15 protein-coding genes are annotated in these 13110 nt (G+C 66.3%); 11 read left to right on the forward strand and 4 right to left on the reverse strand.

Going from position 1 to position 13110, the window contains the following annotated elements:
• The first annotated feature begins 72 nt into the window (after nt 1–72).
• Nucleotides 73–918 (forward strand): S-formylglutathione hydrolase, encoded by an 846-nt coding sequence (gene fghA, locus QX094_RS03270; RefSeq protein ID WP_315752820.1) that lies wholly within the window; start codon nt 73–75, stop codon nt 916–918.
• 649 nt (nt 919–1567) lie between these two features.
• Here the strand turns inward: fghA and QX094_RS03275 are convergent.
• A complete protein-coding gene (locus QX094_RS03275) occupies nt 1568–2047 on the reverse strand; it encodes a DUF3280 domain-containing protein (RefSeq protein WP_315752900.1) in 480 nt (159 codons plus the stop codon).
• Nucleotides 2048–2189: 142 nt separating this feature from the next.
• Here QX094_RS03275 and QX094_RS03280 point away from each other — a divergent pair, with 142 nt between their 5' ends.
• The 5 genes from QX094_RS03280 (at nt 2190) to QX094_RS03300 (ending at nt 6760) form a co-directional block, all read left to right on the forward strand.
• The gene (locus QX094_RS03280) at nt 2190–3398 is read left to right on the forward strand and encodes an ABC transporter substrate-binding protein (RefSeq protein ID WP_315768890.1); all 1209 of its coding nucleotides are present in this window, start codon (nt 2190–2192) and stop codon (nt 3396–3398) included.
• A gap of 158 nt (nt 3399–3556) precedes the next feature.
• Nucleotides 3557–4489 carry a YVTN family beta-propeller repeat protein gene (locus QX094_RS03285; RefSeq protein ID WP_315768892.1) on the forward strand — a complete coding sequence of 311 codons (933 nt, stop codon included), beginning with the start codon at nt 3557–3559 and terminating at the stop codon, nt 4487–4489.
• Nucleotides 4486–5301 carry an ABC transporter ATP-binding protein gene (locus tag QX094_RS03290; protein WP_315713184.1) on the forward strand — a complete coding sequence of 272 codons (816 nt, stop codon included), beginning with the start codon at nt 4486–4488 and terminating at the stop codon, nt 5299–5301. The genes QX094_RS03285 and QX094_RS03290 overlap by 4 nt, the downstream gene beginning before the upstream one ends.
• Nucleotides 5298–6152 carry an ABC transporter permease gene (locus QX094_RS03295; RefSeq protein WP_315713186.1) on the forward strand — a complete coding sequence of 285 codons (855 nt, stop codon included), beginning with the start codon at nt 5298–5300 and terminating at the stop codon, nt 6150–6152. Before QX094_RS03290 ends, QX094_RS03295 begins: the two co-directional genes overlap by 4 nt.
• Nucleotides 6149–6760: a hypothetical protein gene (locus tag QX094_RS03300; protein WP_315768895.1), complete on the forward strand. Its 612-nt coding sequence runs from the start codon at nt 6149–6151 to the stop codon at nt 6758–6760. Before QX094_RS03295 ends, QX094_RS03300 begins: the two co-directional genes overlap by 4 nt.
• A gap of 32 nt (nt 6761–6792) precedes the next feature.
• Here QX094_RS03300 and QX094_RS03305 read toward each other — a convergent pair whose 3' ends face one another.
• Together QX094_RS03305 and QX094_RS03310 are read right to left on the reverse strand one after the other, a co-directional pair.
• A complete protein-coding gene (locus QX094_RS03305; RefSeq protein WP_315741279.1) occupies nt 6793–7353 on the reverse strand; it encodes a PQQ-dependent catabolism-associated CXXCW motif protein in 561 nt (186 codons plus the stop codon).
• Nucleotides 7350–8231: a substrate-binding domain-containing protein gene (locus tag QX094_RS03310; protein ID WP_315768897.1), complete on the reverse strand. Its 882-nt coding sequence runs from the start codon at nt 8229–8231 to the stop codon at nt 7350–7352. The genes QX094_RS03305 and QX094_RS03310 overlap by 4 nt, the downstream gene beginning before the upstream one ends.
• A gap of 161 nt (nt 8232–8392) precedes the next feature.
• Here QX094_RS03310 and QX094_RS03315 point away from each other — a divergent pair, with 161 nt between their 5' ends.
• Entirely contained in the window at nt 8393–9319 is a 927-nt protein-coding gene (locus QX094_RS03315) for a quinoprotein relay system zinc metallohydrolase 2 (protein WP_315768899.1), read from the forward strand.
• 56 nt (nt 9320–9375) lie between these two features.
• A complete protein-coding gene (locus QX094_RS03320) occupies nt 9376–10197 on the forward strand; it encodes a quinoprotein dehydrogenase-associated SoxYZ-like carrier (RefSeq protein WP_315713195.1) in 822 nt (273 codons plus the stop codon).
• A 20-nt stretch (nt 10198–10217) separates the two neighbouring features.
• On the opposite strand, the gene QX094_RS03325 is transcribed toward QX094_RS03320, so the two are convergent.
• Nucleotides 10218–10577, reverse strand: a complete 360-nt coding sequence (locus QX094_RS03325) for a hypothetical protein (protein ID WP_315713197.1) — start codon at nt 10575–10577, stop codon at nt 10218–10220.
• A gap of 86 nt (nt 10578–10663) precedes the next feature.
• On the opposite strand from QX094_RS03325, the gene QX094_RS03330 reads away from it, so the two are divergent.
• The 3 genes from QX094_RS03330 to QX094_RS03340 are packed head-to-tail and all read left to right on the forward strand — an operon-like array spanning nt 10664 to nt 13084.
• On the forward strand, nt 10664–11644 hold the full coding sequence (locus QX094_RS03330; protein ID WP_315713199.1) for an ABC transporter substrate-binding protein: 981 nt from the start codon (nt 10664–10666) through the stop codon (nt 11642–11644).
• Entirely contained in the window at nt 11644–12381 is a 738-nt protein-coding gene (locus tag QX094_RS03335; RefSeq protein ID WP_315713201.1) for an ABC transporter permease, read from the forward strand. Before QX094_RS03330 ends, QX094_RS03335 begins: the two co-directional genes overlap by 1 nt.
• Nucleotides 12371–13084, forward strand: coding sequence for an ABC transporter ATP-binding protein (locus QX094_RS03340; protein WP_315713203.1), 714 nt, complete (start codon nt 12371–12373; stop codon nt 13082–13084). Before QX094_RS03335 ends, QX094_RS03340 begins: the two co-directional genes overlap by 11 nt.
• Nucleotides 13085–13110: the final 26 nt, after the last annotated feature.

Genomic DNA, 13110 nt, shown 5'->3' on the forward strand with positions numbered 1-13110 from the left:
AACGACGCAGCCTGACACGCGTTGGCGGCACGCGCGCCAGCGGCCCGACATCATTGCCGAACAGGTGATCCCATGACCCTCACGACCGTCTCCCAGAACAAGTCCCATGGCGGCGTCCAGGGCGTCTACCGCCACGCCAGCCAGGAGACCAAGACCGAGATGACGTTCTCGGTGTTCGTGCCGCCGCATGCCGACGGCGCGAAGCTGCCGGTCGTCTGGTATCTCTCCGGCCTGACCTGCACCCACGCCAACGTCACCGAGAAGGGCGAGTTTCGTGCCGCCTGCGCCGAGCTCGGCCTGGTCTTCGTGGCGCCCGACACCTCGCCGCGCGGCGACGGCGTGCCGGGCGATCCCAACAATGCCTATGATTTCGGCCTCGGCGCCGGCTTCTATGTCGACGCGACCGAGGCGCCGTTCGCGAAGAACTACCGGATGTGGAGCTACGTCACCGAGGAGCTGCCGAGCGTGGTCGCGGCGAACTTCCCGGTCGATCCGCGCCGCCAGTCGGTGATGGGCCACTCGATGGGCGGCCATGGCGCGCTCACGGTGGCGCTGCGCAACCCGGACCGCTACCGCGCGGCCAGCGCGTTCTCGCCGATCGTCGCGCCCTCGCAGGTGCCGTGGGGCGAGAAGGCCTTGGGCGGCTATCTCGGCGCCGACAAGGCGGCGTGGCGCAAGCACGACGCGGTGGCGCTGATCGAGGACGGCGCGCGCGTCTCCGACCTGCTGGTCGATGTCGGCACCGCCGATCAGTTCCTGACGCAGCAGTTGCGCCCGGAGCTGCTCAAGGCGGCCTGCGACAAGGCCCACATCCCGCTGCTGCTGCGCAAGCAGGAGGGCTACGACCACAGCTACTACTTCATCTCGACCTATATGGCCGATCATCTGCGCTGGCACGCGGCGCGGCTCGCACGCTGATATCAGCCGCGGACGTGATTTGCCCGACGGGTGCGATGACGCGCCCGTCGAGGCGATCTTGTCGTGCCCGGTGCCCGGATTCCACGTGCGCGACGACGGGGATTTCGCTCGGCGCCACAAGGCGATCCCAGTGTCCAGCCCGGCGGCAACAAAAATTTCACTTTCGTTTTTCCGGAAATAGTGATTGTCTAGCGCCATCCCGCCTCGTCGAGAGGGCGTATCGCGGTCGTCACGAACGTGGAGGTGGGATGCGGTGGACGCCGGCGGCGCGCAGCATGCTCAGGGCATCACATGCCCCGTGAGAGCGTGCGGACGAACGCGTCACGGCGTACGGCCAAGTCGCGTGGTCCTGGCATCCCGATGCCGATGCCTCCGCGGCGGCGCGCTCACAGCGCGTCGTCGCGCACGGTGACCAGAAAGCCCGGCGCACCGGGGAGAACGCGAAGCAACCGTTAAGACCATCCGCGCAGGGAGGGCCGGGATGTCCCAGCCGAACCTGTGGTACCTGCCGCCTGCATTTCTTGTCGCAGGCGGGCCATGGGGGCGGCAGGCTCCCGGCCTTCCCTGCGCCTCTTGTTTTCCAAGGGGCGACCGGCACGCAAAGCTCGGGCGTCATTCGCCGCGAGAATGCACCGTCATATCTCGTCAGCTACTGCGCCTGCGGCGCGCCGTAGTTCGGCGCCAGCAGGCGGTTGCGGACCAGCCAAGCCATGGTGCGCGTCCAGGATTCGTCGGTGTTGCCGCGCATATCCGCAGTCATCGCCGCGACCGGCTTGCCGGTGTGAACGTCGCGCAGATAGATGTTCATGTTGAGGATGAGATTGGAGACCTTCTGCACCGTCCCGGTGATGGCGAGATCGGCGCCGATGTCGCCCGCGAGCTTGACGTCGCAGCCGCCGCAAGCCTGCAGATTGCTGTGGTGCGCCGCATCGTTGACGGGAGCGATGTCGAGCACGCGAAAACGTCCGGAGTCCTGCAGCGCCGCGCGCAGTTGCTCGGCCGCATGCGCCAGCCTGTTCTGCTCGTCCTGGCGCGGGCCCTGCACCTCGCCCTGCAGGCTGGTGTCGATCAGCTCGAAGTCGAACACCGCCACCTTGGTCGGCTCGGCATGCACTGATGTCGCAGACATCAGGATCAGGAACGCGGGGAGAACGGCAGGTTTCAAGGTCGTGATCCGAAATGACGCGACAGCGGCCAAAAGTGGGGTTGAAAGCTAGGCCAATTCGTTCATCTTGCAAGACGAAACCTCGCCGGACAAGGACGAGGGAACAATGGGAGGACGTGTGGTCCTGGGAGTTCTGGCCCGATCTCTGATGGGCGCGATCGGCCTCATCGCCGCCGCAACCGCCGCCAGCGCGGCGGATCCGGTCGACATCGCGATCGGCTATCTCGGCCGCGCGAGCGTGCCGCAGACCTTGTCGCCGCTCGACCAGCCTGCGGCCGATGATGGCGTGGCCGGCGCGAGGCTCGCGATCGAGGACAACAACACCACCGGCAAGTTCCTCAACCAGCGCTTCACTTTGATCGACCGCCGCGTCAAGGATGACGAGGACGCCGCGCAGGCCGCCAATGAGCTCGCCGGCAAGACGGGATTCGTCCTCGTGGACCTGCCGGCGGATGCGGTGCTGAAGGTCGCAGATGCGTTGCGGGGCCGCGGCGTCACCCTGCTCAATGTCGGCGCCACCGACGACCGCCTGCGTGAGCAGGACTGCCGCGCCAACGTCATCCATGTCGCACCGACGCGCTCGATGCTCGCCGACGGCCTGGCGCAATATCTGGTCTGGAAGCAGTGGAAGCGCTGGCTGCTCGTCACCGGCTCGCACGACAACGACAGACTGTTCGCCGACGCGCTGCGCCGCGCCGCCACCCGCTTCGGCGCCAAGATCGTCGAGGAGCGGACCTTCGAGGACACCGGCGGCGCGCGCCGCACCGACAGCGGCGTGACCTTGATCCAGCGCCAGATGCCGGTGTTCACGCAGAAGGCGCCGGCCTATGACGTGCTGGTCACCGCCGACGAGAGCGAGGTGTTCGCCAACTATCTGCCCTACCGCACCTGGGATCCGCGCCCGGTCGCGGGCTCCGCCGGCCTGCGGCCGACGAGCTGGGATCCGGCGCAGGACCAGTGGGGGGCGACGCAGTTGCAGAACCGCTTCATGAAGCTCGCCTCGCGCCGCATGCACGCCTTGGACATGCAGGCCTGGATGGCCGTGCGCATGGTCGGCGAGGCCGCCTCGCGCACCAACTCCGGCGACGCCAAGACGATGGCCGACTACCTCAAGGGCCCGAACTTCACCATCGCCGCCTTCAAGGGCACCCGCCTCTCCCTGCGCGACTGGAACCTGCAATTGCGCCAGCCGATCCTTCTGGCCGACGGCCGCATGATCGTCTCGGTCTCGCCGCAGGAGGGCTTTCTGCACCAGGTCTCCGAACTCGACACGCTCGGCGTCGACCGCCCCGAAACCAAGTGCAAGCTGCAATGATGTCGGATCGAACCATGCTGATGAGAATGCCTAGTCCGACATGCCGGGCCGACATGCGTGCTGGTGTGGAGCCTTCCGCACACGCGCGTCCCGAAGGGCGATCGCAGCTTTGCAAGCGCTCCGGCACAGCAGTCAGCCTGCTCATCGCCGCACTCGTCATGGCCCATGCAGCCCCCGCCTCCGCCTACGTCGCCTTCGTCTCCAACGAGAAGGGCAACACCGTCTCCGTCATCGACACCGACACCTGGACGGTCACCAAGACCATCAAGGTCGGCCAGCGGCCGCGCGGGATCGCGTTCACGCGCGACGGCAAGTTCGTGATGGTGGCGGTCGGTGACGACGACACCATCCAGGTGATCGATGCCAAGAAGATGGAGGTGGTGGATACCCTGCCCTCCGGCCCCGATCCCGAATTGTTCGCGCAGGACGCCGCCGGCAAGACGCTCTATGTCGCCAACGAGAACGACAACACGGTCACGGTGCTCGACCTCGAGAAGCGCGTCCGCATCGGCGACGTCCAGGTCGGCGTCGAGCCGGAGGGCATGATGCTCAGTCCGGACGGCAAGATCCTGATCTGCACCTCCGAAACCACCAACATGGCGCATTTCATCGACACGGCGACCCGCAAGATCGTCGCCAACGTGCTGGTCGATGCGCGGCCGCGCTATGCCGAGTTCAAGAGCGACGGCTCGGAGCTGTGGGTGTCCGCCGAAATCGGCGGCACCGTCTCGATCATCGATCCGGCCAAGCGTGAGGTCACCGGCAAGATCAAGTTCGCCGTGCCCGGCCTGCGCAGCGAGGCGATCCAGCCGGTCGGCATCGGGCTCACCAAGGACGGCAAGACCGGCTTCGTTGCGCTCGGCCCGGCCAACCGTGTCGCCGTGGTCGACGGCGCCACCCACGAGGTGAAGAAATATCTCCTGGTCGGCCAGCGCGTCTGGCACATGGAGTTCACACCGGACGAGAAATATCTGCTCGTCACCAACGGCGTCTCCAACGACGTCTCGGTGATCGACGTCGCCGCGCAGAAGGTGATCAAGACCATCCAGGTCGGCGAGCTGCCCTGGGGCATCACGATTGCACAGCCATGACGACGCAAAACGCACCCGCTCTCGACTCGACAGGCTCTGCATCGCAGCCGGCGCCCGAGCAGGTCCCCGCGCTGTCGGTCGCCGGCGTCAGCCATTCCTACGGCGCACGCAAGGCGCTCAACGACGTCAGCTTCGCCGTCCAGCCTGCGAGCTTCACCGCCCTGCTCGGCCTCAACGGCGCCGGCAAGAGCACGCTGTTCTCGCTCATCACGCGGCTGTTCGCGGTGCAGACCGGCCAGATCGGCATTTTCGGCCATGACATCGGCCGGACGCCGGGCGAGGCGCTGCGGCTACTCGGCGTCGTGTTCCAGCCGCGCACGCTCGATCTCGATCTGTCGCTGACCCAGAACCTGCTCTACCACGCAGCGCTGCACGGCATCGCCCGCCGCGAGGCCCGCGCGCGCAGCGAGGAGCTGCTGGCGCGGATCGGCCTCGCCGACCGCGCCGGCAACAAGGTGCGCGACCTCTCCGGCGGCCAGATGCGCCGGCTGGAGATTGCTCGCGCCCTGCTGCACCGGCCGCGCCTCTTGCTGCTCGACGAGGCCACCGTCGGCCTTGACGTCAAGGCCCGCGCCGACATCGTCGGTCACGTCCGTCAGCTCGTTGCCGAGCAGGGCATCGGCGTGCTCTGGGCGACGCATCTGTTCGATGAGATCGCCGCGACCGACGATCTCGTCGTGCTGCATCAAGGCCGCGTGCTGGCGCGCGGGCCCGTCCCGCAGGTCATCGCCGAGGCCGGTGCGACCGACGTCAACGCGGCGTTCGCGCGGTTGACGACCCAGGCCAGTCCGGCGCGGAGCTCCGAGCCATGACCGTCACCTCCGTGCACGCCCCCCCACCCACACGCAGCGGCTTCTCGGCCGGCGAATACATCACTTGCCTCACCGGCATCGTCTGGCGCGAGGGCCTGCGCTTTCTGCATCAGCGCGAGCGCTTCGTCTCGGCGCTGGTACGGCCGCTGGTCTGGCTGTTCATCTTCGCCGCCGGCTTCCGCCAGGTGCTGGGCATCTCGATCATCCCGCCCTACGAGACCTACATCCTCTACGAGGTCTATATCGCGCCCGGCCTGATGGCGATGATTCAGTTGTTCAACGGCATGCAGTCGTCGCTGTCGATGGTCTATGACCGCGAGATGGGCAACATGCGCACCTTGCTGGTGAGCCCGCTGCCGCGCGGCTATCTCCTGTTCTGCAAGCTGCTCGCCGGCACCGCCGTCTCGGTGCTGCAGGTCTATGCGTTTCTCGCCATCGCCTGGTTCTGGGACATCACCCCGCCGCCGATGGGCTATCTGACGGTGCTGCCGGCGCTGATCCTATCCGGCCTGATGCTCGGCGCGCTGGGCATGCTGATTTCCTCCGGCATCAAGCAGCTCGAGAATTTCGCCGGTGTCATGAACTTCGTGATCTTCCCGATGTTCTTCGCCTCATCGGCGCTCTACCCGCTCTGGCGCGTCGAGGAAGGCAGTCCCTGGCTGGCTTATCTCTGCGAAGCCAACCCCTTCACCCACGCGGTCGAGCTCATCCGCTTTGCGCTGTACGGCAAGCTGAACTGGGTTTCGCTCGCGGTGGTCGGCGGCTGCACCGCCGTATTCATGATCGGCGCGATCCTGGCCTACGATCCGTCGCGGGGGTTTGTCAGGCGCGGTCCCGGAGGCGAGGCATGAGGTTCAGAACGACACTGGCGGCCGTCGCCATCGCTGCGTCGGCCAGTGCTGCGCAAGCCGCCGATCCGCGCTATCCGGATTGGCCCTGCCCGCAGGCCAAGGTGCCGGAAATCTCCATCGCGGCGGTGTGGTCCGGCCCGCCGATCGACGATGTCGGCGCGAGCTGGAAGGACGATGTGAAGGTGGCCGAGCTCGTCGTCAAGCTTGCCGCGCGCCGTATCCCGCTGGAGCAGGCCCAGAAGGACGTCGCCGATTTCCTGACCGGAACGTCCGAGGAGAAGACACGCAAGGGCAAGCTGCTGTTCGTCGGGCTGTTCGACACGCTGAACGCGCAGCGGACATCGGTCATGAACGGCCTCGAGCGCGTCATGCGCAAGCAGCGCGAGGCCGTCGACAAAGTGCGCGGCGACACGATCAAGCTGCAGGAGATGCAGAGCAGCGCCGCGCCGGATCAGGCCAAGGTCGAGGAAATGACCAACCAGTTGAACTGGGAGACGCGCATCTTCGAGGATCGGCGTCGCGTGATGAAGTTCGTCTGCGAGGTGCCGACCGCAATCGACCAGCGCCTGTTCGCGCTGGCCCGGGAGATCCAGCAGGACATGGAGTAGCTGTTTTGATGCGCTCTCGCCGCCCTCCCCGCTCACTCCTCAGGCCGCGGCTCAGGCTGCGTCTGCTGCAGCGGCAGGTCGGCGCGGCTCCAGCCGTCGGTCCCGTCGGGATACCAGGCGACGTTGCGATAGCCAAAGGTCAGCGCGCGCTTGGCGGCATTCCACGACATCCAGCAGTCTTCGAGGCAGTAGAACACGAGCAGACGACCGAGGTCGCCGCCCGACGCGTGCGCCAGCCCGCGCTTAAGATAGTCCTCAGTCTGGGGCGCCAGCACACCATAACCGGTGTCGGGCAGCCACATGCTGCCGGGAATGTCCAGGCGCGGCTGCTCGCGCCACACCGTCCCTGCCGGCAGATTCTTCGGCTTGGGCGGGCGCGGCAGCACGTCGACGAAGGCGGCCGATTTTGCGCGCCAGATCGCCTCGGTCTCCCGCGTCGACAGCACGCGCGCACCGGCCAGGGTCGTCGGCACCGGCGCGCGGTAGTTCTCGGTCCGGTAGCTGTCCGGCTCCGGCACGAGATCATCGGCTCGCACCGCCGCGGCGATCAGCAGCACGCCTGCCAACGCCGCCGCGGCGAGCCGAACGATCATGGCGATGTCTTCGCCGCAGCCTCGGCGGTGATCAGATGATTGCTCTCGTCCAGCAGCGGCACCCCGAAGTCCAGCAGGATCTTGTTGATCTCACCCTGGTTCTCCTGGATCAGCTTGTTGAGCTGACGGCGCCAGTTCTGGTCCGCGCCACGGACGCCCATGGCAATGCGATAGATCAGCTTCGGCCCGCTGGTCTCTTTCACCAGCGGCGTCACGTGCAGCTGCGGGCTCGCCTGCTTGGCGTAGTACCCGGCCATCGGGCCCCACAGCACGCCGGCATCGATATCGCCGGACTTCAGATCGTTGATCATCGCCTCTGCCGAGGAATCGACGCGGGTGTCGATCATCAGCGGATAGGGCTTTGCGGTCGGCATCAGCCCGGCCAGCGCCATGTTGGTCGCCGGCGGCGTGCCCGCCACGATGCCGATGTGCTTGCCCTTGAGCTTGGCATCCTCCAGCGTCGTCACATCGGCGAGATCGGAGCCCGGCTTGGTCACGATCGCGTAGGCCGTCCGGTAGTAGGGACTGGTGCTCTGCACCAGGTCGTCCCCTTGGGGAAAGCCCATGATCACGTCGCAACGGTGCGAGCCGAGCGTCATGCGCACGAATCCGGTGGCCTGCGGAAAGAATGTATAGTCGACCTTCTTCTGCAGCTTGGCGGCAAAGAGCTCGGCCAGCTTGTTCTCGAAGCCGTCGCCCTTCTCGTTCGAGAACGGCAGGTTGCGCGGATCGGCGCAGACCCTGAGCACCTTGGGGTCGACCAGTTCGATCGACAGGTCGAGGCCGTCATTGCTCTGTGCGAAAGCGGCGGCCGGTCCGAGCAAAGTAAGCCCCGCGGCAACCGCCAGCGAGCAGGCAAGTTCGTGACGCTTCGTCATCCGTATTTCCATCCCTATCGAACACATCGAGGTATTTTTGAAAATGCTAGGCCGCCGGCCGCGCCGGTGCAACAGCCGCCGTCATCGCGAAGAATTGACCCATTGCTGCACCGCAACGTCCATCGCCTGACGCACACCTCTCACGCGAGCAAGGCAAGCCGATGGTGAGACAACTGATCATCGCGATCACCGCCTGGGGGGCGCTGGCGCTCGGCAGCACCGCTCTTGCCATGCCGCTGGAACTCGAGGTCAGCGAGATCGCGCCCGGCGTGTTCGTTCACATCGGCCAGACCGCGCTGATGAACGCGGCGAACGAGGGCGCCATCGCCAATGTCGGTTTCATCGTCGGCAACGACGCGGTCGCCGTGATCGACACCGGCGGCAGCGTCCGCGAAGGCCGCGCGCTGCTGGCTGCGATCCGCGCCCGTACCGCCAAGCCCGTGCGCTACGTCATCAACACCCACGCCCATCCGGATCACGCATTCGGCAACGCGGCATTCGAGGGCGACGGCACGCGCTTCGTCGGCGCCAAGAACCTGCCGCGCGCGCTTGCATTGCGCGGACCGCACTACATCGAGGCGTTCCGGCGCCTGATGGGCGCCGAGCTGATCGACGAGGTCCGTCTCGTCGCCCCGTCGATCCTCGTGGACGACGAGATGATGCTCGACCTCGGCGGCCGTACCCTCACGCTCAAGGCCTGGAGCACCGCGCATAGCGACTGCGACCTGTCCGTCTATGATGACCGGAGCAGGATCTTGTTCGCCGGCGATCTCGTATTCCTGCGTCACATCCCGGTGATGGATGGCAGCCTGCGCGGCTGGATTTCCGACATGGCCGCGCTCGCGACCATCCCGGCCGAGCGCGTCGTCCCGGGCCATGGCCCTGTCAGCCCGTGGCCACTGGCGCTCAGTGACGAGCGTCGCTACCTCGATACATTGGCCCACGACGTTCGCGGGCTGATCAAGGCAGGCAGGCCGATCGCGGACGCCGCTGGGGCCGCGGGATCGGAGCGCGGCAAATGGGAGCTGTTCGACGACTACAATGCCCGCAACGCAACGGCGGCATTCTCGGAAATGGAATGGGAATGAGGGCGGCAACGCGCTATGATTGTTAATTCACCCGACTGCCCGAGGAGGATTGCGCCATGATCCGGCTCCACCTGCCGTCCACCCTGCTTCTCGGGGCCTGCCTCGCGTTTGCGTTCGCACCTGCGAAGGCCGCTGATGGTTACGATCCCTGGCCGGGACTGGTCCAGGACATCTTCAACAACAAGGCGATGCAGGACGGCAGCAATGTGCTGTCGATCGAGATGCCGATGCGCGCCGAGGATGCCTCGGTCGTTCCGGTCACCCTGCGCAGCAAGCTGTCGCCCGCCGACGAGCGCCGTATCAAGACCATCACGCTGGTGATCGACCAGAATCCCGCGCCGATGGCGGCCAAGTTCACGCTTGGCGCGGACGCCAATGTGACCGCGATCTCGACGCGGGTCCGCGTCAACAACTACACGGATGTGCATGCCGTGGCCGAGCTGACGGATGGTCAGCTCTATGTGGTCAAGACCTTCGTCAAGGCGTCCGGAGGCTGCTCGGCGCCGGCGGCGAAGAATCCGGACGAGGCCAAGGCGCGCATCGGCCAGATGCGCTACCGGCAGTTCACGCAAAGCAGCGACGGCGCCACGAGCGGCATCCGCGAAGCGCAGGTCATGGTCGGGCATCCCAACAATTCCGGGCTCCAGATGGATCAGGTGACGCAGCTCTACATTCCGGCCTTCTTCATCGACCGGCTGACACTGTCGCAGGACGGCAGTCTGGTGCTGTCGGTCGAAGGCGGCATCTCGATCTCTGAGGATCCCAACATCCGCTTCACCTACGTGTCGAACGGTGCCAAGCAATTCCATGCGGAGGCGAAGGATACGCAGGGCCACGTGTTCGAGCACGATTGGCCGGCCGACGGTTCAGGAACTTGATGCGGCAGAGCGGCAGCGCTTCAGAAGCATCTCACTTCGGCTTCGGCCTGCGCCCGGCGGAGATCGTTCAGCGCGTTGGCGGCCTGCTCGGACGTGCGGAACTGGGTGCCGAGATTGCTGTGCACCTGGGACATGCTGAGGACGGTCTCGGCCGTGACGTAGCGCTCATAGGGAATGATCGAAGCGATCACGTCGATCGAGCAGGAGCACTGCGCGATCGCCTCCCTGGTCTCGCCATTTGCCTTCATGCAGCCGAACACATATTCGGCCCGCGCCGAGGTCGGATAGTCGTTGAGCTCCTCGGCACGAGCCGGCCCGCACAGCGCAATCGTGGCAATGAGAGTGGCGACAATCGGTCCTACCGGAACAGCACTACGCATCACAGTCCTCCGCGGCATCGCAGCCGAAGCTATGCTAAGGGAATGAGGCTGAAAAGAACACCTCTCGAGGAAACGCAGACAGGCTCATGACGCAGATCGGTCGTTTGTTGATGGCGATTGTCGCCTGCGCCCTGCTGCCGGTCACGGCATGCTGCGCCGCCGAGACCGTCAAGGTTGCGGTGCAAAAGACCGGCACCTTCGCCTGGGAGCTGGCCGTGATCCGCGCCCGCCAGCTCGACAAGCAGGCGGATATCGCGATCGATGCGGTCGAGCTCGCGAGCCCGGAGGCCGGCAAGATCGCGCTGCGGGCCGGCAACGCCGACATCATGGTGTCGGACTGGCTGTGGGTGTCGCGCGAGCGTGCGCTCGGCGCCAAGCTCACCTTCTATCCCTATTCGAGCGCGCTCGGCGCCGTGATGGTGCCGGCGACCTCACCGATCAAGACGCTTGCCGATCTGAAGGGACGCAAGCTCGCGGTGGCCGGCGGCCCGCTCGACAAGAGCTGGCTGCTGCTGCAGGCCACGCTCAAGCGCGACGGCGTCGATCTGAAATCGCAGGCAACCATCACCTATGGGGCACCGCCGCTGCTGGCCGCCAAGCTGGCCGACGGCGAGATGGATGCGGGCTTGAACTTCTGGAATTTCTGCGCGGCCCTGGAGGCCAAGGGCTTCCGCCGGCTTGCCGGCATCGAGGACCTGCTGCCGCCATTCGGCGCCAAGGGCCGCACCGCGATGATCGGCTATGTCTTCGACGAGGACTGGGCCGCCAAGCACCGCGATCTCGTCGCCCGCTTCCTAACCGTCACGGCCAAGGCCAAGGAGATCCTGGCGACTTCCGACGCCGACTGGCAAACGATCGCCCCGCTGACCGGCGCACAGGACGACGCCACCTTGCGCGCCTATCGCGACCGCTATCGCGAAGGTATTCCACGCCGGCCGGTGGCCGAGGAAGAGGCCGACGCCCGCGTTCTCTACGGCGTTCTCGCCTCGATCGGCGGTCGCGATCTGGTCGGCCCCGCGGCTGAGCTCAGTCCCGGCACCTACTACAGGGCGGATGCGAGGGATTAGTGCTGCGGCTGTTGTCCTTTGCGCTTCTGCTCGCCACCTGGTGGATTGCCGCGGCTGTCGCCGGCAGCGCCAAGCTGCCATTGCCATCGGCCGTGCTTGCGGTTGCGGTGGCGGAGGCGCGGTCCGGCGCGCTATTTCTACATCTCGGCGCAACGCTCGCCCGCGTCGCCCTCGCCTTCACTCTGTCGATGACACTCGGCTCGGCAATCGGCTTTTTGATGGGGCGCAGCCAGCTCGCCAACCGCCTCGGCGATCCCTGGCTGATCCTGCTGCTCAATCTGCCGGCGCTGGTGGTGATCGTGCTCGCCTATATCTGGGCCGGTCTCACCGAGGTCGCTGCGATCGCGGCGATCGCGATCAACAAGCTGCCGACCGCCGTCGTCACCCTGCGCGAAGGCGCCCGCGCGCTCGATCCATCGCTCGACGAGATGGCCAAGGTGTTTGCCTTTTCGCGCGGACGCATCCTCCGCCATGTCCTGCTGCCGCAGCTTGCGCCCTATATTGCGGCGGCCGCGCGCTCCGGCCTGTCATTGGTGTGGAAGATCGTGCTGGTCGCCGAGTTGCTCGGGAGGCCCAACGGCATCGGCTTCGAGATCGGCGTCGCCTTCCAGCTGTTCGACATTCCGTTGCTGCTCGCCTACTCGCTCAGCTTTGCTGCCGTGGTGCTGGTGATCGAGGCCGTTATCGTCCAGCCGTTCGAGCAGCGTGCATCGAGGTGGCGGCTCCGTGCGGCTTGAGGTCGATATCAGGTCCAAGAGCTACACCAGCGCCGCCAATGGCAAGCGCCAGGAGGTGATTGCTGGCATTGCCTTTTCGCTGGAGCGGGGCGAGGTCGGCGTCGTCGTCGGCCCCTCCGGCTGCGGCAAGAGCACGATGCTGCGGATCCTCGCCGGTCTGGACAACGACTATCAGGGCCATGTATCGCGGCCCGAGGGAGCCCGGCTGGCAATGGTGTTCCAGGAGCCGCGGCTGCTGCCGTGGCGATCCGTCGAGGCCAACGTCCGGCTGGCAGCGCCCGGTGTCGCGGAGGACAGGCTGGCCGCCATCTTCGGCGTGCTCGAGCTCGAGGGACATCGCAGCCATTTTCCAGGCGAGTTGTCGCTCGGCCTCGCCCGCCGTGTCGCGCTGGCGCGCGCCTTTGCGGTCGAGCCGGATTTCCTGATTCTCGACGAGCCGCTGGCTTCGCTCGACGACGCGCTCGCCGCGCGGCTGCGCGAGGAGATCGCGACGCTCGTGGCCTCGCGCCCCATGATCACGCTGCTGGTCACCCACAGCATGGACGACGCGGCACGGCTCGGCGACCGGATCTTCCTGCTGTCCTCACGCCCTGCCCGTCTGCTTCATTCAGTCCCGATCGACCTGCCGCGCGCGCAGCGCAACAACGACGTGGTCGCGGTAATCAAGGCCGATGTGGCGCGACTGGATTTTTCCGTGTCATAGTCATGGCAAAGGACATCGGACCCCAG

Origin of the sequence: Bradyrhizobium sp. SZCCHNS1050 (assembly GCF_032484785.1) — a bacterium.
GTDB lineage: Bacteria > Pseudomonadota > Alphaproteobacteria > Rhizobiales > Xanthobacteraceae > Bradyrhizobium.